The organism is Xanthomonas bonasiae (assembly GCF_014836395.1).
Lineage (GTDB): Bacteria > Pseudomonadota > Gammaproteobacteria > Xanthomonadales > Xanthomonadaceae > Xanthomonas_A > Xanthomonas_A bonasiae.
The window spans coordinates 221,404-242,741 of sequence record NZ_JACSQX010000009.1 but is presented as its reverse complement, the minus strand read 5'-3'; the positions used below and the strand labels follow the sequence as shown (position 1 = coordinate 242,741).

Annotated in this window: 14 protein-coding genes; 9 read left to right on the top strand and 5 right to left on the bottom strand. The window is 69.3% G+C overall.

Annotated features, from left to right (window positions below):
* Positions 1 to 97: 97 nt before the first annotated feature.
* On the top strand, positions 98 to 1,582 hold the full coding sequence (locus tag H9658_RS16095) for an MFS transporter (RefSeq protein ID WP_191826106.1): 1,485 nt from the start codon (positions 98 to 100) through the stop codon (positions 1,580 to 1,582).
* A 30-nt stretch (positions 1,583 to 1,612) separates the two neighbouring features.
* Entirely contained in the window at positions 1,613 to 2,629 is a 1,017-nt protein-coding gene (locus tag H9658_RS16090) for a glycoside hydrolase family 43 protein (RefSeq protein ID WP_191826105.1), read from the top strand.
* A gap of 81 nt (positions 2,630 to 2,710) precedes the next feature.
* On the opposite strand, the gene H9658_RS16085 is transcribed toward H9658_RS16090, so the two are convergent.
* The gene (locus H9658_RS16085; RefSeq protein WP_179570109.1) at positions 2,711 to 3,283 is read right to left on the bottom strand and encodes a hypothetical protein; all 573 of its coding nucleotides are present in this window, start codon (positions 3,281 to 3,283) and stop codon (positions 2,711 to 2,713) included.
* A gap of 163 nt (positions 3,284 to 3,446) precedes the next feature.
* Between H9658_RS16085 and H9658_RS16080 the strand changes: the two genes are divergently transcribed.
* Both H9658_RS16080 and H9658_RS16075 read left to right on the top strand, forming a co-directional pair.
* On the top strand, positions 3,447 to 3,650 hold the full coding sequence (locus H9658_RS16080; protein ID WP_179570107.1) for a YdcH family protein: 204 nt from the start codon (positions 3,447 to 3,449) through the stop codon (positions 3,648 to 3,650).
* The gene (locus tag H9658_RS16075; protein ID WP_191826104.1) at positions 3,647 to 4,225 is read left to right on the top strand and encodes a DUF488 domain-containing protein; all 579 of its coding nucleotides are present in this window, start codon (positions 3,647 to 3,649) and stop codon (positions 4,223 to 4,225) included. The genes H9658_RS16080 and H9658_RS16075 overlap by 4 nt, the downstream gene beginning before the upstream one ends.
* A gap of 295 nt (positions 4,226 to 4,520) precedes the next feature.
* Here H9658_RS16075 and plsB read toward each other — a convergent pair whose 3' ends face one another.
* Together plsB and H9658_RS16065 are read right to left on the bottom strand one after the other, a co-directional pair.
* The gene (gene plsB, locus H9658_RS16070; protein ID WP_191826103.1) at positions 4,521 to 7,190 is read right to left on the bottom strand and encodes a glycerol-3-phosphate 1-O-acyltransferase PlsB; all 2,670 of its coding nucleotides are present in this window, start codon (positions 7,188 to 7,190) and stop codon (positions 4,521 to 4,523) included.
* The gene (locus H9658_RS16065; protein WP_191826102.1) at positions 7,190 to 8,134 is read right to left on the bottom strand and encodes a hypothetical protein; all 945 of its coding nucleotides are present in this window, start codon (positions 8,132 to 8,134) and stop codon (positions 7,190 to 7,192) included. The genes plsB and H9658_RS16065 overlap by 1 nt, the downstream gene beginning before the upstream one ends.
* A gap of 389 nt (positions 8,135 to 8,523) precedes the next feature.
* Between H9658_RS16065 and H9658_RS16060 the strand changes: the two genes are divergently transcribed.
* The 4 genes from H9658_RS16060 to H9658_RS16045 all read left to right on the top strand — a co-directional run bounded on the left by H9658_RS16060 (position 8,524) and on the right by H9658_RS16045 (position 17,402).
* A complete protein-coding gene (locus H9658_RS16060; RefSeq protein ID WP_191826101.1) occupies positions 8,524 to 11,589 on the top strand; it encodes a galactose-binding domain-containing protein in 3,066 nt (1,021 codons plus the stop codon).
* The gene (locus tag H9658_RS16055) at positions 11,586 to 12,644 is read left to right on the top strand and encodes a LacI family DNA-binding transcriptional regulator (RefSeq protein WP_191826100.1); all 1,059 of its coding nucleotides are present in this window, start codon (positions 11,586 to 11,588) and stop codon (positions 12,642 to 12,644) included. The genes H9658_RS16060 and H9658_RS16055 overlap by 4 nt, the downstream gene beginning before the upstream one ends.
* 91 nt (positions 12,645 to 12,735) lie before the next feature.
* On the top strand, positions 12,736 to 15,765 hold the full coding sequence (locus H9658_RS16050; protein ID WP_191826099.1) for a TonB-dependent receptor: 3,030 nt from the start codon (positions 12,736 to 12,738) through the stop codon (positions 15,763 to 15,765).
* A 119-nt stretch (positions 15,766 to 15,884) separates the two neighbouring features.
* Positions 15,885 to 17,402 carry a tryptophan halogenase family protein gene (locus tag H9658_RS16045; RefSeq protein ID WP_191826098.1) on the top strand — a complete coding sequence of 506 codons (1,518 nt, stop codon included), beginning with the start codon at positions 15,885 to 15,887 and terminating at the stop codon, positions 17,400 to 17,402.
* A 204-nt stretch (positions 17,403 to 17,606) separates the two neighbouring features.
* On the opposite strand, the gene pyrF is transcribed toward H9658_RS16045, so the two are convergent.
* Positions 17,607 to 18,341 (bottom strand): orotidine-5'-phosphate decarboxylase, encoded by a 735-nt coding sequence (gene pyrF / locus H9658_RS16040; protein WP_191826097.1) that lies wholly within the window; start codon positions 18,339 to 18,341, stop codon positions 17,607 to 17,609.
* The gene (locus H9658_RS16035) at positions 18,338 to 19,234 is read right to left on the bottom strand and encodes a 5'-nucleotidase, lipoprotein e(P4) family (protein WP_191826096.1); all 897 of its coding nucleotides are present in this window, start codon (positions 19,232 to 19,234) and stop codon (positions 18,338 to 18,340) included. The genes pyrF and H9658_RS16035 overlap by 4 nt, the downstream gene beginning before the upstream one ends.
* A gap of 343 nt (positions 19,235 to 19,577) precedes the next feature.
* On the opposite strand from H9658_RS16035, the gene H9658_RS16030 reads away from it, so the two are divergent.
* Entirely contained in the window at positions 19,578 to 21,308 is a 1,731-nt protein-coding gene (locus tag H9658_RS16030) for a ShlB/FhaC/HecB family hemolysin secretion/activation protein (protein WP_225210029.1), read from the top strand.
* The last annotated feature ends 30 nt before the right edge of the window (positions 21,309 to 21,338 follow it).

Sequence of the window (21,338 nt, the reverse complement as noted above, 5' to 3'; positions counted from 1 at the left end):
CAACCGCTGCACCTGCTTCCGCCTTCGCCGTACCCTCGTCCTCCGGCCCCTCTCCCGGCGGAGAGGGCAGCAAGCTCCTCCCGCGACTCCCAGGCCCATGACCAGCACGCACCGCCTCCCGCTCAGCGAAAAGATCGGCTACAGCCTGGGCGACCTGGCCGCCAACCTGATCTTCCAGACCCTGATCACGTTCCTGGCGTTCTTCTACACCGACATCTACCGCATCCCCGCCGGCACCGCGGCCACGCTGATCTCGGTGGTCGGCCTGTTCGGCGCCCTGGTGTTCACGCCGCTGGTGGGCGTGCTCGCCGACCGCACGCGCACGCGCTGGGGCAAGTTCCGGCCGTGGATCCTGTGGACCGCGCTGCCGTTCGGCGCGATCTCGCTGCTCGCCTTCAGCACCCCGGCGCTGAGCGAGCAGGGCAAGGTGGTCTATGCGTTCACCACCTACACCCTGCTGGTGCTGATCTACGTCGCCAACAACCTGCCGTATTCGGCGCTCAGCGGCGTGCTCACCGGCAGCATGGAGCAGCGCAACAGCCTGTCGGCGTACCGCTTCTTCGCGGTCACCATCGCCCAGTTCGTGATCCAGGTGCTGCTGCTGCCGCTGGTGCTGATCCTGGGCAACGGCGACAAGGCGCAGGGCTTCCAGCGCACCATGGCGCTGTTCGCGGTGGTCGGCACGCTGTGCTTCCTGATCACCTTCCTCACCACCCGCGAGCGGGTGCTGCCGATCGCCGCGGAACCGTCCAGCGTGCGCAAGGACCTGGGCGACCTGGTCCGCAACAAGCCATGGCTGGTGATGCTGGCCCTGACCATCCTGGTGTTCGTCAACCTGGCGATGAAGGGCGGCATGTACGTGTACTACTTCAAGTACTACCTGGATGCGGCGGCGTTGACCCGCTTCCTCGATCAGGCCGGGTTCAACGGCTTCATCGCCGGCATCAACGGTTTGCTCGCCAGCGCCGGGCTGACCGCGCTGCACTGGCCGCAGGATGCGCCGACCTCCGCCTTCAGCGTGTTCAGCGCCGGCGGCATCCTGGCGATGATCGTCGGCATCGGCTGCTCCAAGCGCCTGGCCGACCGCTACGGCAAGCGCAACGTGTTCGGTGCGGCGCTGCTGGTGTCCACGCTGTTCCTGCTGGCGTTCGCGGTCTATCCGCCGCAGGCGATCGGCCTGGTGTTCGGCTCCTACGTGCTGCACGGATTCTTCTACGGCATCACCATCCCGTTGCTGTGGGCGATGATCGCCGACGTGGCCGACTACTCGGAGTGGAAGAACCACCGCCGCGCCACCGCGATCATCTTCTCGGCGATGCTGTGCGGGCTGAAGGTCGGCCTGAGCGTCGGCGGGGCGCTGGTCGCCGGCCTGCTCGCCTTCTACGGCTACGACGCCGCACTGCCGCAGCAGAGCGCCGCGGTGACCGGCGGCATCCGCCTGGCGGTCAGCGTGTACTGCGCGATCCCGTTCCTGCTCGGCGTGGCGCTGCTGTTCCTGTACGAGATCGACAAGGCGCTGGAGTCGCGCATCGAACGCGACCTGGACACGCGCCGCCTGCAGGCCGCCGCGCTCGGCAACTGACGCTTCCTCCCCTCACGCTCTAGGTACGCAATGTCCGCCGACACCGATGCCGCAGACCTGCAGAGGCTGGCCAGCAAGGCCATCTCGCAGCCCCTGGTCACCCACATGTACACCGCCGATCCGTCGGCGCACGTGTTCGAGGGCGCGTTGTACATCTATCCCTCGCACGACATCGACGCCGGCATCGCCTTCAACGACGACGGCGGCCATTTCGACATGGAGGACTACCACGTGTTCCGCATGGACAGCGCCGACGGCCCGGTGGTGGACTGCGGCGTGGCGCTGCACGTGAAGGACGTGCCGTGGGCCGAGCGGCAGATGTGGGCGCCGGACGCGGCGTGCAAGGACGGACGCTACTACCTGTACTTCCCGGCCAAGCGCGCCGACGGCATCTTCCAGATCGGCGTGGCCATCGGTGCGCGCCCGGAAGGGCCGTTCACCGCCGAGCCGCAGGCCATCGACGGCAGCTACTCGATCGATCCGGCCGCGTTCGCCGACGACGACGGCGAGCACTACCTGTATTTCGGCGGGATCTGGGGCGGGCAGCTGCAGAAGTACCGCGACAACGCGTATGCGCAGGCGCACGAGGAACCGGCCGATGCCGAGCCGGCGCTGGGGCCGCGCGTGGCGCGGCTGCGCGCGGACATGACCCAGTTCGCCGAGCCGCCGCGCGAGGTCAGCATCGTCGACGAGCACGGCCAGCCGCTGCTGGCCGGCGACCATGCGCGCCGCTTCTTCGAGGCGCCGTGGCTGCACAAGTACGGCGGCCGCTACTACCTGTCGTACTCGACCGGCGACACGCACCTGCTGTGCTACGCGATCGGCGATTCGCCCTACGGCCCGTTCACCTACCAGGGGCCGCTGCTGAGCCCGGTGATCGGCTGGACCACGCACCACTCCATCTGCGAGTTCCAGGGCACCTGGTACCTGTTCTATCACGACGCCATGCTGTCCGGCGGCGTCACCCACCTGCGTTCGATCAAGCTCACCGAGTTGCAGCACGACGCGCAGGGGCGCATCGCACTGGTCCATCCGTACGGGGAGTGAGGACGGCGCGGGGCCGGTTCGCCGACCCGCACCGCACGCGCAGCGCCGACCGCCGCTGCACGTGCGCAGGCGCTGCGCGGCCTACGGCATCCAGACCAGGTTCTGGGTCTGCGGATCGGCAGTGACCTTCTCGATCTTGCCGGCATCGTCGAAGGACACCTGGAACTCGCCGAAGCTGGTCAGCCAGTAGCGCCACAGCTTGGCGTCCAGGTTCGGATTCTCGCTGCTGATCGGGTAGCCCAGCGCCATCAGCGTCTGTTCGCGGGTCATGCCCTTGGTGACCCGGCTGCTGCCGATCGCCTCGCGGATCTTCGGCGGATACGCCGCCAGCTTGAGCTTGGGATCCTGCGCGATCACGTAGCGCTGGGCGAAGGCCTCGTTGCCGAGGTCGCGGCTGTAGTCGTTGCCGATCGACTGCTTCTGGCCATCGATCAGCACGTTGACCCGATAGCGGCCGTAGCCGGTGACCTTGACCGGGGTGCCGGCGGGGATCACCCGCTTGCCGTTCTCGGCGTAGTTGCTGTCGCTGATCCAGCTGCCGTCGCTGCGCATGTTGCAGCACAGGAAGCCGTCGTACTTGGTGTCCGCCGCCGCGGCCAGGCCGGGGAGGGCGGTGGCCAGGACCAGGGCGAGCAGGGACTGGGTGGGGCGCATGAAAGACTCCTTTCTGGCGGCGCGGCGGCCGCGGTTGGCGGTGCCGCAACGCGGCGCCGTGCCGGTTCCCGGCGCGTGCATTGTGCCGGCAAGCGCGGCCGCGGAAAACGCCGGCGCCGTGCACGGTGACGGCGGGTGCGCTGGCTGTGTATGCTCGGACGCAATGGACGACATGACGCCCGCCGAGATCTCCTTGCGCATCGACGCCCTGCGGCGCGAGCACCGTGCGCTCGACGAACAGATCCAGCGCACCCCGGCCAACCTCGACGACGAACTGCAGGCCAAGCGGCTGAAGAAGCGCAAGCTGCAGCTCAAGGATTGCATCATGCGCCTGGAAAACCTGCTGATTCCCGACGAACCGGCGTGAGCGCGGCGACGTTCTTCAGCATCGGCCACTCCACGCGTGGCCTGGACGCGTTCCTGGAGATCCTGCACGGCGCGCAGATCGCGCACCTGGCCGACGTGCGCGCGTTTCCGTCTTCGCGGCGCTTCCCGCAGTTCGACGGCAGCGCGTTGGCGCGCAGCCTGGCCGCGGCCGGCATCGGCTATACGCACTTTCGTGCGCTCGGCGGGCGCCGCGACAGGCAACCCGGCATCGACCCGCAACGCAACGGCCACTGGCGCAGCGCCGGTTTCCACAACTACGCCGACTACGCGCTGGGCGCCGACTTCGGCGAGGCCTTCGCCCAGTTGCGCGCGCTCGGCAACCGCGGCGCCTGCGCGGTGATGTGCGCCGAAGCCGACTGGCGCCAATGCCACCGCCAGATCGTCTGCGACCACCTGCTGCACCACGGCCACCCGGTGATCCACCTGCTCGACGCCAGGCGCCGCGAGCCGGCGACGCTCAACCCCGCCGCGCGCAGCGATGCGAATGGGCAACTGGTCTATCCGGCGAACGTCGCGCCTGCCGGGCCGGTCACTGGCGATCTGTTCGGCGGCTGAGCGATTCGATCCGTACGATGTCACCCGTAGGAGCGGCTTCAGCCGCGACAAGGTCTCGCCGGGTGGCGTCTGTCGCAGCTGAAGCCGCTCCTACAGGGTTGTCGCTAGCGGCGAGAAAAGCAGCATGCGGTGGCCGCCTCAATCCTGCGGCACCACCGGCTCTTCCGGCTTGGCCGCCTCCGGGCTGACCCGTTCGATGGTGTGGCGCAGTTCGCGGCGCGCCAGACAGACGCATCGGCGCCGTGATGACGAACGCGTCGCCACGCGCCTGGTTCTCACCGCCGTACCAGTGCTCTCACTCCGAAACCGGAGTCTCTTCCGGCTTCGCCGCTTCCGGGCTGACCCGCTCGATGGTGTGGCGCAGTTCGCGGCCGAGGATGAACTTGGCGTCCTTGGCCCATGCGTCCAGGCGCTCGTCGAACATCAGCTTGCTGTTCTCGTCCGGCCACACCAGTTTCAGTTCGCGCAGCTTCTGGATGAAGCCGCGGAACAGGGTCTTGTCGAAGAATTCCGGCGCGGCCGGGGCGTACAGCAGGCTCAGGCGTTGCGCGGCCTGCTGGCACAGGCTTTCCAGTTCGCCGGCGCCGAGCTTGCCGGGGCCGTTCTTGACCAGCACCGAAATGGCGATGTAGTAGCGCTCGAACGCCTGCTGCAGCGAATGCCCGATCGCGCGCAGACGGAACACTTCGTCGGTCTGTCCGGTGTTGCGCGCCAGCACGCCGCCGTCGTCGTCGTTGACCTGCAACAGCAAGCCTTCGCGCACGAACACCTCGATGGTGCGCTCGATGCGTTCGGCGAACTGGTCCTCGCTCCACGGCAGGAACAGTTCGGCCTGCAGGAACGGGTACACGGTGCGGCCCAGCCGCAGCAGGCCGGAGCGGCTCATGCGGCGGTTGTTCTGGAAGCAGCACGCCACCCACGAGGAGGCGGTGAACAGGTGCAGCACGTTGTTGCGGAAGTAGCTCAGCAGCACCGCGTTGTCGCCGTTGACGCTGAGCACGTCGCCGAGCGGATGCGGCGTGCGGGTCAGCACGTTGATCTCCTCGGCGTGGGCGATGATGCGCTCGGGCGAATGCGGGGTGACGGTGACCCGGTCCGAGTACGGCAGTTCGGCCAGCAGCTTCTTGCACAGTTCGATCTGCGCGATCAGGTCGGCTTCGCCCATCGCGTGCTTGGGCGTGGACAGCAGCGCCAGCGCCAGCAGGTTGACCGGATTGACGTCGGCGGCGGCGTTGATGTGCACCTGGATCTGCTCGGCCAGCGCATCGACGGTGCCGTTCAACCAGCTCGGTTTCTCGTCCTCGCCCAGCGGCTGGCCGTCCCAGTCCGGCGCGCGCTGCGCCAGCACCTGGCTCAGCGCGATCGGCTCGCCGAAGTTCACCACCACCTGGCCGTAGTTCTGCTTGAGCACCTTGGGGATGCTCCACAGCAGGCCCCAGATCGATTCCTTCTCCTTGGGCCGGCCGCTGAGTTCGTCGAGATAGCTGTTGCCTTCCATCAGCTTCTCGTAGCCGACGTAGATCGGCTGGAACAGCACCGGTTTGCGCGGCTGGCGCAGGAACGCGCGCAGGGTCATCGCGATCATGCCGCCCTTGGGCTGCAGCAGCCGGCCGGTGCGCGAGCGCCCGCCTTCGACGAAGTATTCGATCGAGTAGCCGCCGGCCACCAGCTGCGCCACGTATTCGCTGAGCACCGCCGAGTACAGCGCGTTGCCGCGGATCGAGCGGCGGATGAAGAACGCGCCGCCCTTGCGCAGCAGCGTGCCGACCACCGGCAGGTTGAGGTTGATGCCGGCCACGATGTGCGGCGGCACGATGCCGCGTTCGTACAGCAGGTAGGACAGCAGCAGGTAGTCCATGTGGCTGCGGTGGCTGGGCACGTAGATCACTTCGTGCCCGGGCGCGGCTTCTTTCAGCTTGTCCAGGTGGTGCACCAGCACGCCGGCGTAGATGCGGTTCCACACGTGGGTGAGCAGGAAGCTGGCCGAGCGCACCACCGGGCTGGAATAGTCGGCGGCGATCTCCCAGGCGTAGGCGTGGGCCTTGCGCCAGGCGTCCATCGGCTTGCTGTTGTCGCGCTTGGCCTGCGCGGCGATCGCCTCGCGCACCGGTTCGGCGGCCAGCACCTGGTCCACCAGCAGGCGGCGGGTCGACAGGTCCGGCCCGATCACCGCCTCGCGGATGCGCCGGAAGTGGGTACGCAGCACGCGCTGCAGCTTGCGCACGGTGCGTTCCGGCGGCAGCCCTTCCTCGATCGTCAGCCGCATCGACACCGGCGGGGCGAAGCGCACGATGGTGCTGCGGCCGTTGAGCAGGACGCCGAGCAGGCGGCGGAAGCTGCCGACCAGCGCCCAGTTTTCCGAGAACAGCACCGCGAACCAGCCGCTCTGCTTGTCCGGGGCGCGGCCGACGAAGATCGACACCGGCACCAGATGGATGTCCAGGTCCGGGCGCTCGCGGTGCGCCTGCAGCAGTTTGGCCAGCGAATCGGAATGGGTCTTGGCGCCGCGCTGCTCGGGGATCAGCGCGTTGTTGCTGCTGCGCCGCGACAGCGCCAGGTAGGCGCGCTTGCGCCCCAGCGGGTCGCCGGGCAGCGGCACCAGCGGCGACGGCAGGCCGGCCTCGCGGCAGGCCTTGTCCAGGATCAACGCGTTGGACAGGCCGTAGTCCTCCAGCACGTAGACCACCGGGCGGCCGTCGTCGTACTGGCCGGGTTCGGCCGGTTCGATGTTCAGGCCCAGCCACGGATCGGCCACGCGCCCGAGCAGGCGCGCCCACAGCGGCCGCTTGGCGGCGCGCGCGGCGAGCATCGGGCTCGGCAACGCTGCCGCGCCGGCGGCCGGCGGCACGCTGCCGGCGGCATCGCCGCTGGCCGGAGAGGCGGGCGCGTGCGCCGGGTCCGAGGCGCGCGCAGCCGCAGCGTCGTCGGGAAAGGGGAGGGGATTTTGTTCTGGCATCGGCGTCATTATCGCTTAGCCGGCGCTGCGGGGTCGGCGGGCGGGGCCGTGGGCGCCTCGGCCGGGGCCGTATGCGGTGCCGCGGCGGTGGCCAGCAACGCGTCCACCTCGTGCAGGGTATCGCGCAAATACCAACGGCCCTGGCGGCGCACCAGGACCGCGGTGGTGTCGATCTGCGCGCCGCCCAGCGGGTACTGGATGCGCACCACCGCCTGATCGCCCTGCTGGCTGACCAGCCCGGTGCGCAGTTCGCGCGCGCTGGCGTCCAGGTCCAGGCCGTAGCCGGCCAGCACCGTCTTCAGCTCGCCCAGGAACGGCCCGAGCCGCTGCAGGCTCTGCTCCATGCCCACGCCGTGCAGGTCGGCGTCGCTGCGCAGGCCGGTGCGGCGCGCGGCGGCGCTGAGCTGCGCGATCGCCGCCTGCGCGCGCTTGCGCTCGGCCAGCGGCGCGTGTTCGGCCCAGCCGCTCAGCGCCTGGACCAACTGCACGTAGTGGCCACGCTGTTCCGGGGTGTAGTCGCCCTGGTTGCGCAGGTATTGCACGCCGAACAGGCCCAGCGAGTGCGCGGCCTGGCGCAGGCTCGCCGTCTGCCCGCCGAACTGCGCGTCGAAGGCGCGCTGCAGCTGGCGTTCGGCGTCCGGCGCGGACAGCGTGTCGAGCACTTCGGGCAGGCGTTCGGCCAGCGGCAACTGGGTCAGCGGCCAGCGGCTGCGGTCCTCGCTCCAGGCCTGCTGCAGCCGTTGATAGTGCGCGGGCGGCACCGCGGCGCGGGCATAGCCGGCCAGGTCGTTGCGCTGCAGCGTATGCGCCAGTTCGCGCACGGCCGCGGCCGGTTCGGCGCTGGCGCCGGGCAGCTCGGCGGGGCTGCGCTTGCACCCGGACAGGGCCAGTGCGGCCAGCAGCAGCGCGGGAACGACATGCAAGGGTGTGAGCCGGGTCGGACGTGGCGGCATATGGTGCTAGCTCGTTCCCCAAAACGTTCCGCATCTTGCTGGGCGCGCGCGATTCGGGCAAGCCGTGCGCCGCTGGCAGTGCGGTCGTGGCGATTGTCGGGGGCTGGATACCGATGTCGTGCCGGGACAATTCTTGGCCCGATCGGACTGGTCGAGACAACGATGTCGGCGCGATGTCGGTGTATCGCACAGTGTGCCGCCACATTGCGCAATGTTGCGGCGCATCATGTAACCGCTTGCAGTTGCTGTTACCGTCCGCCCACCTTGCCTCGAGGTGGTACTGGACGGGGGTCCCAGTGCGATACATGTCCGAAATCTTCCGAGCACTGTGTCACGCTGGTAGCGGCCGTGGCGGATTGGCCCTGGCCGGCGTCCTGTGTGGCCTGGCCATGACCCTGTCCGCGTACGCGCAGGACGGCCGTTTGCCGCCGCGCGAGGCATGGCGCGCCTCCAGTTCTTCCAGCCAGGTCAAGGCGCAGGCGATCGGCTACCTGATCGACGGCGATGCCACGACCCGCACCGGCGGCGCGTTCAGTCCCGGCCATTGGTTCCAGGTCGACCTCGGCCGCGAGGCGCGGCTTGGCGGTGTGCGCCTGCAATGGGACAGCGCCAATCCGGAAGGTTTCCTGCTGCAGGCCTCGCGCGACGGCCAGCGCTGGGACACGGTCTACACCATGGCCGATTCGATGGGCGGCACCGAGACGCTGTTCTTCGCGCCGCATAGCGCGCGCTACCTGCGCCTGGCCAGTCCCGAACGTACCGCCGACTGGGGCATCTCGATCTTCGAGATGGAGCCGCTGGGCGCAGCGGACAGCGCACGGCTGCGCGGCGTGCCGGCCGGCGCGGCGGCCGCACTGTGGCAGGGCGGTGCGGCGCTGGCCATGCCCGGCAAGGGCGCGCAGCCGCGGCAGCTGGAGATCGCGTTCCCGCGCGCCTTCGCCAGCGCCGGCCTGCTCGTCGAATTCGCCGGCGCGCATGGCGCGGCGCGGCTGCAGGCGCAGGACGCCGCGGGCCGCTGGCGCACGCTGGCCGAGGATCCGCAGGCCGGGCAGAGCGACAGCGCCTATCTGGCCGGCACCGCGCCGGTCGAGGCGCGCGCGCTGCGGCTGAGCGTGGATGCCGTGCCGGGCGCGGCCGCACCGGCGCTACGCCGCCTGCGCCTGCTCGGGCCGAAGGCGGTGATGACGCCGATGAAGCGCTACCAGGTTGCCGCGCAGCGCGGCCAGGGCGCGCTGTTCCCGGCCTCGCTGCACATGCAGCAGACCTACTGGACCGCGGTCGGCATCCACGCCGGCCGGCAGAAATCGATCTTCGACGAATACGGCAACCTGGAAGCGTGGAAGGGCGCGCCGCTGGTGCAGCCGCTGTGGCGCGACGCCTCCGGCACGGCCGCCGGCGCCGACGGCCACGCGCTGACGCATGCGCTGCGCGATGGCTGGAAGCCGATGCCGTCGGTGAGCTGGTCGCCGCAGCCGGGGCTGGAACTGCGCAGCGAGACCTTCACCATCGAACACGGCGGGCAACCGGTGACGATGTTGCGCCACCGCCTGCGCAATACCGGCAGCAGCCCGGTCAGCGGCACGCTGTCGCTGCTGGTGCGGCCGATGCAGATGAACCCGCCGTGGCAGAACGGCGGCCTGTCGCCGATCCACGACATCGCCGTCGAGGACGCCGCGGTGCGCGTCAACGGCCGCCTGCTGCTGGAATCGCTGAGCGCGCCCAGCGGCGCCGGCGCCGAGGCGTTCGGCCCGCACGGGGAAACCGAGATCACCCGCCACGTCGCCGCCGGCACGTTGCCCGCGCAGCGCGATGCGCACGACGCCGACGGCCTTGCCGCAGCGATGCTGAACTACGCGGTGACGCTGGCGCCGGGCGCGCAGCAGGACGTGGTGCTGGCGTTCCCGCTCGGCACCGCCAGCGCCGACGCGCAGGGCCGGCTGCCGCCGGCACCGGCGCTGGATCGCGCCGCGCTGCTCGGCGCCGAGGCGCGCGACCCGGGCCGCGGCTTCGATGCGCTGGCCGAGCGCGTGTCCGCCGACTGGCAACGCCGGTTGGGCAACGTCGGCCTGAGCCTGCCCGACGCCAGCCTGGTCGACATGCTGCGCGCGCAGGCCGCGTACATGCTGATCAACCAGACCGGCCCGGCGATGCAGCCCGGCCCGCGCAACTACAACCGCTCCTTCATCCGCGACGGCATGGCCACTTCGGCGATCCTGCTGCGCATGGGCCAGGCCAAGGTCGCGCGCGACTACCTGCAGTGGTACAGCGACCACGCGGTGCATGCGAACGGGCTGGTGTCGCCGATCCTCAACGACGACGGCAGCGTCAACGACGGCTTCGGCTCGGACCTGGAATACGACAGCCAGGGCGAATACATCACCCTGGTCGCCGACGTGGCGCGCCTGGACGGCGGCCCGGACAGCGTGCGCGCCTACCTGCCGAAGGTGAAGCTGGCGATGCAGTTCATGCAGGAACTGCGCGAGCGCACCCTGGTGCCCGGCTACATGGGCGAGCAGCCGGCGCCGGAGCGCTTCCGCGGCATCCTGGCGCCATCGATCAGCCACGAAGGCTATTCCAGCCCCACCCACAGCTACTGGGACGACTACTGGGCGCTGAAGGGCTGGCACGACGGCGCGTGGCTGGCCGAGTCGCTGGGCGATGCGGCGACCGCGGCCTGGGCGCGCGAACAGTACGCCGCGCTGCGCACCTCGCTGGCCGCCTCGATCCGCGCCACGATGGCCTGGAAGGGCGCCGACTTCATCCCCGCCGCGGCCGACCTGGGCGACGGCGATCCGAGCAGCGTGTCGATCGCGCTGGATCCCACCGGCCAGCAGGACCTGCTGCCGGAACAGGCGCTGCGCACCACCTTCGCGCGCTATCTCGACGACGTGCGCAAGCGCAAGCAGCCCAATGCGCTGTGGGCGTATTCGCCGTACGAGATGCGCAACGTGCTGACCTACGTGCACCTGGACCAGCCGCAGGTCGCCGACGAACTGCTGCAGGACATGCTGCGCGACCGCCGCCCGTTCGAATGGCAGGTGCTGGCCGAAGTGGTGCATTCGCGGCCGCGTTTCCCGCGCTATCTCGGCGACATGCCGCACACCTGGATCGGCGCCGAGTACGCGCGCACCGTGTTCGGCATGCTGATGCACGAGGGCGACGACGCGCTGGTGCTGCTGCCGGGCACGCCGCCGGCCTGGGTCGAGGGCGAGGGCCTGGCGGTGCAGCGCCTGCCGACCGCCTATGGCCAGCTGAGCATGCGCGCGCGCCAGCGCGACGACGTGCTGCGGATCGATCTCGGCAGCGGCCTGCGCGCGGGCACCGCGGTGCGCGTGGCCTGGCCCTCGCGCACGCGGCCGGCGCAGGTGCGCGTGGACGGGCGGCGCATCGACGCCTACGACGCCGCCGGGGTGGTGTTGAGCAAGCCGTTCCGGACCCTGGAGGCACGCTGGTGAATCCGCGCATCGCACACGCGCCGGAACAGCGCGCCAGCATCACCATCAAGGACGTGGCGCGCCTGGCCAACGTCTCGGTGGCGACGGTGTCGCGCACCATGAACGGCCACCAGCACGTGGCCGAGCCGGTGCGCGCGCGCGTGCTGGAAGCCGCGCGCACCCTGCACTACGTGCCGCACCATGCCGCGCGCAGCCTCAGCAGCCGCCGCACCCACACCATCGGCGTGGTGCTGCCCGACCTGCATGGCGAATTCTTCTCCGAGCTGATCCGCGGCATCGACACGGTCGCGCGCGAGCGCGGCCTGCACCTGCTGGTGTCCAGCTATCACGGCGAGCCGGAAGAGCAGCGGCTGGCGGTGCGGCGCATGCCCGGGCGCGTGGACGGGCTGCTGATCATGTCGCCCTATCTGAGCACCGACGCCGACGAAGCCGCCGACATGCTGCCCGGCACGCTGCCGGCGGTGCTGATGAACTGCGCCGAGCGCATCGCCGACGCGCAGGTGCTCAACGTGGACAACTACGGCGGCGCACGGGCGATGACCCGCCACCTGCTCGACAGCGGCCATCGCCACATCGCCTTCATCGCCGGGCCGGACGACAACTTCGATGCGCGCGAACGCCTGCGCGGCTACCGCGACGAACTGCACGAGCGCTGCCCGGACGTGGCGCCGCGGGTGTTGCCGGGCGATTTCGACGAAGCCTCCGGCTATCGCGCCGGGCAGGCGCTGCTGCAGGGCCAGCGCCCGGACGTGGTGTTCGCGGCCAACGACATGATGGCGCTCGGCTGCCTGTTCGCCTTCACCCACGCCGGCCTGCGCGTGCCCGAGGACATCGCCCTGGCCGGGTTCGACGACGTGCCGATGGCGCGCTACGTGCACCCGGCGCTGACCACGATGCGGGTGGACATCGCCGGCTTCGGCGCGCGCGCGATGCAGCTGCTGCTCGCCGCGCTGGAGCCGCAGACCGCAGGCGCGGATGCGCCGCTTTCCTCCGATATCGCTCCCCAATTGATCGTCCGTGCGTCCAGTGCCCAGCGAGGACCCGCCATGGACTGACACCGCCCGTCGCGCTCCACCCTTACCGTTTGCATCCAACTAGAAGAAACAACGAATGAACCCGTTTACTGCCCTGGGAGGGGTTTCTGTCATGAAGAGAAAGCGTTCCGCTTCCAATATGCCCGCACGCAGCCTGCTGTGCTGCGCCCTGGCGACCAGCCTGTTCGCGACGATGCCGGCGATGGCGCAGACCAGCACCGCGATCCTGCGCGGCCAGGCCCAGGCCGGCGCCGAAGTGGTCGTCACCAATACCGCCACCGGTTCGGTGCGACGTACGCCGGCCGGGCCCAACGGCACCTACACCGTGATTGGCCTGCCACCGGGCAGCTATACGGTCGAGGCCAACGGCGTCAAGCGCAGCGTGACGCTGCAGGTCGCCTCCTCGTCCACGGTCGATCTCGACGCCGGCACGGCCGCAGCGCCGAGCGGCGACGCCACCACGCTGGGGACGGTCAACGTCACCGCGCCGCCGTCGATGAAGGACGTCAAGACCTCCGAGGTCGGCAACGTTGTCTCGTTGCGCCAGATCCAGCAGCTGCCGCAGGCCACGCGCAACTTCCTCGAGTTCGCCGACACCGTGCCGGGCATGGTGTTCCAGGTCGACGGCAGCGGCAACACCAAGCTGCGCGGCGGCGCGTCCAATGCCAGCTCCGGCAACCTGTACATCGACGGCGTCGGCCAGAAGAGCTACGTCAAGGGCGGCGGCATCGCCGGCCAGAGCGACACCCAGGGCAATCCGTTCCCGCAGCTGGCGATCGGCGAATACAAGGTCATCACCTCCAACTACAAGGCCGAGTACGGCCAGATCAGCGGCGCGGCGATCACCGCGGCGACCAAGTCGGGCACCAACGAGTTCCACGGCGAGGCGTTCTTCCGCTACACCGACCAGGACATGCGCGACAAGCGTCCGGACGAGAAGGACACCGAGAAGACCGATTCGCAGATCAAGGAATACGGCTTCGCGCTCGGCGGCCCGATCATCCAGGACCGCATGCATTTCTTCGTCGCCTATGAGGGCAAGGAAAACGCATCGCCGAAGACCGTCCTGGCCAGCCCGGAAGCCAGCCCGTACGTCGGCTACCTGCCGTCCAACCTGTCCAGCCAGTACGGCCCGGCCAACCTGCCGTTCACCGAAGACCTGTACTTCGGCAAGATCGATTTCGAACCGACCGATCGCGACCGCATCGAGCTGAGCGGCCAGTATCGCGACGAGACCCAGGTCGCCAACATCGGCGGGCAGAGCGCGGCCGACCACGGCACCAACAAGATCAACAAGGACAAGCGTGCCAACCTGCGCTGGCAGCACAGTGCCGACAACTGGTTCAACGAGTTCATCGTCGGCACCGAGAACTCGGAGAACAACCCGACGCCGATGAGCATCGGCAACGGCATTCTCTACAACTACCTGTCCCCGCGCGCCGGCTCCAACGACGTGGACGAGTACAGCTTCCTGCAGACCGGTTCGGCCGGTGGCGCCAACGTGCAGCGCAAGAGCCAGAAGGGCTGGTTCCTGCAGAACGACCTGACCTTCACCAGCTTCCAGTGGCATGGCGAGCACACCATCAAGATGGGCGTGAGCTACAAGGACATCAAGCTGACCTCGCAGGACGCGGCCGCGCTGAATCCGCAGTTCAGCTACTCGGTGGACGCCAATGGCGTCGCCTCCACGCCCTACCGCGTGGACTTCGTCGCGCCGTACACCACGCCGGGCCAGAAGGCCACGGTGGAGTCGCCGTCCAAGCAGTACGGCATCTACATCCAGGACGACTGGGCCGCGACCGACAAGCTGATGATCAACGTCGGCGTGCGCTGGGACTACGAGAAGAGCCCGGCCTACACCGACTTCGTCACCTCGCAGGACTTCGTCAACGCGCTGTACGCCGACGATCCGGAGAACCCGGGCCATCCGTGGGCCGACCGCCTGCTGCCGAGCGGCATCAACGTGGCCGACTACATCAGCACCGGCAACAACCGCAAGAACTTCAAGGACGCCTGGGCGCCGCGCCTGGGCTTCTCCTACGACTTCTTCGGCGACGAGAGCGCCGTGCTGCACGGCGGTGCCGGCCGTTCCTACGACCGCAACCTGTTCGAGCAGTTGGCGCTGGAAACCAGCAAGGCCGCGCTGTCGCCGGTCGCGGTGTATTTCCAGAACCCGGCCACCGGCCAGTGCTATCGCTCCGACCGCGTCTGCACCGCGTGGGATCCGCGCTACCTCAACGGCGTGGATCAGCTGACCTCGATCCCCGGCGTCAGCGGCAGCGCCGAGCTGTTCATGTTCAACAACAAGCTCAAGACGCCGTATAGCGACCAGTACAGCATCGGCATCAGCAACCAGGTCGGCGACTGGCTGACCGACGTGACCTTCCAGCGCATCCTCAGCTACGACGGCTTCGCCATGTCGCTGATCAACCGCTATCCGGACGGTTCCTACTTCCAGAACGGCAGCGCGCCGTGGGGCGAGCCGGTGCCCGGCTACCAGAACACCATCATCGGCAGCAACGGCCTGGAGCAGCGCAGCAGCCAGGTGCTGTTGTCGGCGGAGAAGCCGTACACCAAGGAGTCGGGCTGGGGCTTGAACCTGTCCTACACCCACACCAGCGCGCGCCAGAACCGCAACATCGACGAGCCGTACGCGTTCGACAAGGCGACCATCCACGACTATCCGTTCGTGAAGTCCGATGCCGTGGCCGCGCACCGCTTCGTCGCGTCCGGTTCGATCGACGGTCCGTGGGGCGTCACCTTCGGCGCCAAGCTGGTGCTGGCCACGCCCGAGCCGATCAACACCATCGCCTGCTACGGCAAGGTCGATGCCGATGGCGGTACCTGCCAGCAGGTCGGCGTGGTGCCGCCGGCCAGCGGCAAGTTCCTGCTCGGCGGCAAGATCTGGGGCTACCGCACGGTGGATTTCCAGGCCACCAAGGAGTTCGCCGTGTACAACGACTACAAGCTGTCGGCGCGCATCAATCTGCTCAACGCCTTCAACTTCAAGAACTACACCTCGTACGTATACAACGGCTTCGGCTCCAACGGCCAGTTCGATCCGGACATCACCATCAACAAGACGGGCGATATCAATTATTTCCCGCGCACGGTGAGCTTCGAGATCGGCGCCAAGTTCTGATCCACCGCCATCGCCCACGCGCGTGCCCGACCGGCGCGCGTGGGGTTTTTCCGGACGGGGCCGCTTGGCCCCGTTCGCGTATCGGATACTCCCCTCTTTCCGCACAGGACCGCGCACGCATGATCGCCGCCCCTCTCCGCAATCTGGTCATCGTCGGCGGCGGTACCGCCGGCTGGATGGCCGCCGCCGCGCTGGCGCGCGTGCTGGGCCCGGACTACCGCATCACCCTGATCGAATCGGAACAGATCGGCATCGTCGGCGTCGGCGAGGCCACCGTGCCGCACATCAAGGCCTTCAACAATCTGCTCGGCATCAACGAAGCCGAGTTCGTGCGCCAGACCCAGGGCAGCTTCAAGCTCGGCATCGAGTTCGTCGACTGGCACCGGCCGGGCACCTCCTACATCCACGGCTTCGGCACCGAGATCGGGCATTCGCTCGGGCTGCTGCCGTTCCAGCAGTACTGGTTCAAGCAGGCGCTGGCCGGCAAGGCCAAGCCGCTGGGCGCCTACACGCTCAACACCGTGGCCGCCAAGCGCGGCAAGTTCATGACTTCGGCCAGCGACGCGCCGCCCAATTCGCCGCTGGCCAACATCGCCTACGCCTACCATTTCGACGCCTCGCTGTACGCGGCGTTCCTGCGCCGCTTTTCCGAGCAGCGCGGGGTGACCCGGCGCGAAGGCATCGTCGAGGAGGTGCAGCTGCATCCGGAATCGGGCGATGTGCTCTCGGTGCGGCTGGCCTCGGGCGACACGATCGCCGGCGACCTGTTCATCGACTGCTCCGGTTTCCGCGGCCTGCTGATCGAACAGGCGCTGCACACCGGCTATCACGATTTCACCCACTGGCTGCCGTGCGACCGCGCGCTGGCGGTGCCCTGCGCCAAGGTCGGCCCGCCGACGCCGTACACCCGCGCCACCGCGCGCGCGGCCGGCTGGCAGTGGCGCATCCCGCTGCAGCACCGCACCGGCAACGGCTACGTGTATTCCAGCGCGCACATCAGCGACGACGAAGCCGCAGCCACGCTGCTGGCCAACCTGGACGGCGCGGCGCTGGCCGATCCGCGCCCGCTGCGCTTCGTCACCGGGCGCCGCAAGCAGGTGTGGAACCGCAACGTGGTCGCGCTGGGCCTGGCCAGCGGCTTCATGGAACCGCTGGAATCCACCAGCATCCACCTGATCCAGTCGGGCATCTCCAAGCTGCTGGAGCTGTTCCCGCGCGAGGGCATCAGCCCGGTGCTGGTGCAGCGCTACAACGACCGCATCGCCTTCGAGTTCGACCGCATCCGCGATTTCCTGGTGCTGCACTACACCGCCACCGAGCGCGACGACAGCGACTTCTGGCGGCAGTGCCGCAGCATGGCGATCACCCCGGAGCTGCAGGCGACGCTGGACCTGTTCGCCGACAGCGGCCGCTTCTACCGCAACGGCGAGGAAATGTTCGCCGAGATCAGCTGGGTGCAGGTGATGGTCGGGCAGGGCATCCTGCCGCGCGCCTACCACCCGCTGGTGGACCAGGTGCCGGCCGCGGACATCGAACGCTTCGTCGCCAGCATCGAGCAGACCATCGGCCATTGCGTGGACGCGATGCCGCCGCATCAGGCCTTCATCGACCGCTACTGCGCCGCCGCGCCACGCTGAGCGGGCTGCCCGGATCGCGTGCCGGGCGTAAAAAAAAGAGGCCTCGCGCACCAAGGCGCGGGCCTCTTCAAAATCCGACCGAAGCCGGAGAACGGTTTGTGGCGCATCTCCGGCAATGCCGGACGCTGCGCATGCTACCGGCAGTGTGCAGCTAATGCAATGGTTTAAGTTTTATTGGCTAAGTCGTTGATATTTATTGATCGATCAGCGCGCTGGCGCATGCGCCAGGGTCGCGGCGATCTCGTGCTGAATCGCTTCGGCCGCGGCGCGCGGATCGGCGGCCTGGCGGATCGGGCGGCCGACCACGATCGCATCGGCGCCATCGGCGAAGGCCTGGGCCACGCCGACGGTGCGTTGCTGGTCGTCGCCGACCGGGCCGCCGGGGCGGATGCCCGGACACACGATCGAGAAGCCGGCACCGGTGGCACGGCGGATCGGCGCCGCTTCCTGGCCGGAGGCGATGACCCCGTCGATGCCGGCGGCCTGCGCGGCCAGGGCGCGTTCCACCACGACGTCCTGCGGTTCGCGGTCGATGCCCATCGACGCCAGGTCGGCGCGGCCCATCGAGGTCAGCACGGTCACCGCCAGTAGGCGCATGTCGCCGCCGTTGGCGGCGGCCGCGGCCTGCATCATCGCCGGGTGCCAGCCGTGGATCGTGCAGTAGTCCACCGGCCACTGCGACAGGCGCCGGATCACCCCGCCGACGGTGGCCGGGATGTCGAAGAACTTCAGGTCCACGAACACGCGCTTGCCGCGCGCGGCCAGGGTCTCCAGCACGTCGAAGTATTCGCCGGAGGCCAGCAGCTCCATGCCGATCTTGTAGAACGCCACCGCGTCGTCGAGCCGCTCGATCCACTCGATCGCCTCGGCGCGGCCGGGCACGTCCAGGGCGAAGATCAGCCGTTCGCGCGCCTCCAGCGCCAGCGGCGCGCGGCTCACTGCGCCAGCTCCAGCGCGTCGCGCTTGGCCTGGTGGCGCGCGGCGCGCGGCTGCGCGAAGTCGTTGTTGAACAGCGCCGGTTCCCAGGAGCCGTAGCTGGGGTTGGGCAGCATCCACCAGCGCTCGCCGAACCAGTCGTGGTACTGCTGCAGCAGCTGCGCGCGGCCGTCCGGGGTGTTGGCCACGACCTGCACGAAATCGCCGAGCTGGTCGCCGAACTGCATCAGCACGCGGTACTGCTGGCCGACCAGCTTGCGCCGGCAGTTCTTCTCCGAGCCGTTCTGCTCACAGTCCTTGACCACCGTGCCCAGGCCCAGCAGCACGCTGTTGTCGGCCACCGGCAGGCCGGCGCTGCGCAGGTTGGCCAGGGTCGCGTCGGTCAGGTGCACCGCGCGGTTGGACACGTACAGCACGGTGACGCCCTTGGCGGTGGCGGCCTTGGCGAAATCGACCACGCCGGGGATCGGCTTAGCCTTCTTCTCGGCCACCCACTGGTCCCAGCTGAGCTCGTCGTACTCCTTGCCGTTGCGGATCAGCCGCGCCTGGTACGGCGAGTTGTCCAGCACCGTCTCGTCCACGTCCATCACCACCGCCGGCTTCAGTCCGGTGGCCGCGTTGCCGCGCTCCTCCGGCACCAGCGCGTCCCAGTTCGGCTCCTTCAGCGCGGCATCCAGGCGATCGGCGGCGGCGCGGTAGGTCTGCTCGGCCACGGCCCGGTATTCGGCCGAGCGCTGCATCCACAGCACCGCGTTGAGGTTGTCGTCGCCGGCCACGGCGGCGTCGGCGGTCTTGGCGGCCGGCGTCGCCGCGGCATCGGTGGCCGGCGCCTGCGGCTTGCAGGCGGACAGGGCGAGCACGGCGCAGGCCAGTGCGGTGCGGGCGATCGGGGTCATCGGGCGCGGAAACCTAGGCGGGGAATCGACCGATTTTAGCGGGTTGCGGCCGTTGCCGTGACGGGACGGACACGCCCACCCGGCGTCCGGGCCAAGGCGCCCACGCCTCGTCACGCGTGTACACAACCGTAGACAAATGTAGCCGAGGTGGACGAGGTTCCAAATCGAACGGGGTCTGCGTCACGCAACGCCGCAGACGTTAGGGGATCTCCCGACAGCGTGTCGGGGAGACCCGGATTCTCCAGTCGTGTGGTGTGCACCACAGTTCGCCCCGCATGCACGCGAGGTGCAGCGCCAGTCGGAAGGATGCGATCGACGCCCTGCGCAGGCAGGGAAACGCCGGATGCGTAACAGGGGAACCACCGTGGTGTCGTTGAGAAAGGGAACCGTCCTTGCCGCGTTGGCGGTATGCGCCTGCGCAGGCCGCGCGTTGCCGGCGCAGGCCCAGGACCTGCCGACCACGCTGGACCGCCAGGAACAGCTGCGCCAGGCCGAAGAGGTGCAGCGCAAGCAGGAACAGGACCGGCAGGCGCCGTTCGCCGGCCCGCGCGAGCCCGTGGCGCCGGCCGACATGCGCAGCATCGCGCTGCCCGCCGAAACCCTGTGCTTCCCGATCCAGCGCATCCAGTTGGGCGGTGCCGGCGCCGATGGCGCGCGCTTCGCCTGGCTGTGGCTGTCCCTGCGCCAGTACCAGGGGCGCTGCATCGGCCGCGAGGGCATCGATCTGATCCGCCGCCGCGCGCTCGACCAGCTGGTCGCACGCGGCCTGGTCACCACCCGCATCGGCGTGCCCGAGCAGGACCTGTCCAGCGGCCGCCTGCGCTTCGAGCTGATGCCCGGCCGCTTGCGCCAGGTCCGCGTTGAGTCTGCCGATGGCCGTGCGTTCTGGCGCAGCGCCTTGCCGCTGCGGCCGGGCGACCTGGTCGATCTGCGCGCGATCGAGCAGGCCGTGGAGCAGTTCAAGCGGGTGCCCTCGCAGGACGCCAAGATCGACATCGCCCCGGGCGAGCAGCCTGGCGAATCGGACCTAGTGATCACCCTGCAGCACAGCCGGCGCTGGCGCAGCGTGCTCAACGCCGACGACTCCGGCGTGCGCGCCACCGGCCGCGCGCAGGGCGGGATCGACTTCGCGCTGGACGCGCCGCTGGGCATCAACGACCTGCTGTCGATCGGCTACAACCACGACCTCGTGGACAACGGCGCCGAGCGCGGCACGCGCGGCAACAGCCTCAGCTACAGCGTGCCTTGGGGCTGGTGGACGTTCGCGCTGTCGCTGTCGTCCTACCGCTACCACCAGCGCGTGGACGGCTACCTGCAGAGCTTCCAGTCCAGCGGCGAATCCAACAGTGCCCAGCTCGACCTGCAGCGCGTCGTCCATCGCAACGGCAGCAGCAAGACCACCGCCGGCGTGGTCGTGGCCAAGCGCGAGGCGCGCAGCTACCTGGACGGCATCGAGATCGGCATCCAGCGCCGCCACACCACCAGCGCCGAGGCCTACCTCAGCCATCGCCGTTACCTGGGACCGATGCAGCTGGACCTGCGCCTGGCGCACCGCCGCGGCACGCCCTGGTTCGACGGGCAATGGACCGGCTACGACCCGGCGGTGGGTTTCCCCAGCTTCCGCTACGGCGTCACCACGCTGGATGTGAGCACCGGGCTGCCGTTCAAGCTCGGCAGCGTCGCCGCCAGCTGGGACAGCAGCCTGCATGCGCAGACTGCCTCGCAGCTGTTGCTCGGCTCGGAGTTCATCAGCATCGGCGGGCGCTACAGCGTGCGCGGCTTCGATGGCGAACGCACCCTCGGTGCCGAACGCGGCGCGTACTGGCGCAACACGCTCAACCTGCCGGTGCAGCGCCTGGGCATCGTCCCGTACCTGGGCGTGGATGCCGGCCGCATCGGTGGCCCCAGCGCCAGCGGGCAGGACGGACGCAGCCTGGTCGGCGCCTTCGTCGGCGTGCGCGGCGCGCGCGGCGGACTCAGCTGGGACGGCTTCGCCGGCTGGGATCTGCACGCGCCACGCGATTTCGATACCGCGCAGCCGGCCTACGGCGTGCGTGTGACCTATCAGTTCTGACCCTGGGCCGCCGCCTGGCGGACCGGGTTT

Coding starts and splice junctions, on each gene's coding strand:
- H9658_RS16095 (WP_191826106.1), top strand. CDS start 98: ATGACCAGCACGCACCGCCTCCCGCTCAGCGAAAAGATCGGCTACAGC.
- H9658_RS16090 (WP_191826105.1), top strand. CDS start 1,613: ATGTCCGCCGACACCGATGCCGCAGACCTGCAGAGGCTGGCCAGCAAG.
- H9658_RS16085 (WP_179570109.1), bottom strand. CDS start 3,283: ATGCGCCCCACCCAGTCCCTGCTCGCCCTGGTCCTGGCCACCGCCCTC.
- H9658_RS16080 (WP_179570107.1), top strand. CDS start 3,447: ATGGACGACATGACGCCCGCCGAGATCTCCTTGCGCATCGACGCCCTG.
- plsB (WP_191826103.1), bottom strand. CDS start 7,190: ATGACGCCGATGCCAGAACAAAATCCCCTCCCCTTTCCCGACGACGCT.
- H9658_RS16065 (WP_191826102.1), bottom strand. CDS start 8,134: ATGCCGCCACGTCCGACCCGGCTCACACCCTTGCATGTCGTTCCCGCG.
- H9658_RS16060 (WP_191826101.1), top strand. CDS start 8,524: ATGACCCTGTCCGCGTACGCGCAGGACGGCCGTTTGCCGCCGCGCGAG.
- H9658_RS16050 (WP_191826099.1), top strand. CDS start 12,736: ATGAAGAGAAAGCGTTCCGCTTCCAATATGCCCGCACGCAGCCTGCTG.
- H9658_RS16045 (WP_191826098.1), top strand. CDS start 15,885: ATGATCGCCGCCCCTCTCCGCAATCTGGTCATCGTCGGCGGCGGTACC.
- H9658_RS16035 (WP_191826096.1), bottom strand. CDS start 19,234: ATGACCCCGATCGCCCGCACCGCACTGGCCTGCGCCGTGCTCGCCCTG.
- H9658_RS16030 (WP_225210029.1), top strand. CDS start 19,578: ATGCGTAACAGGGGAACCACCGTGGTGTCGTTGAGAAAGGGAACCGTC.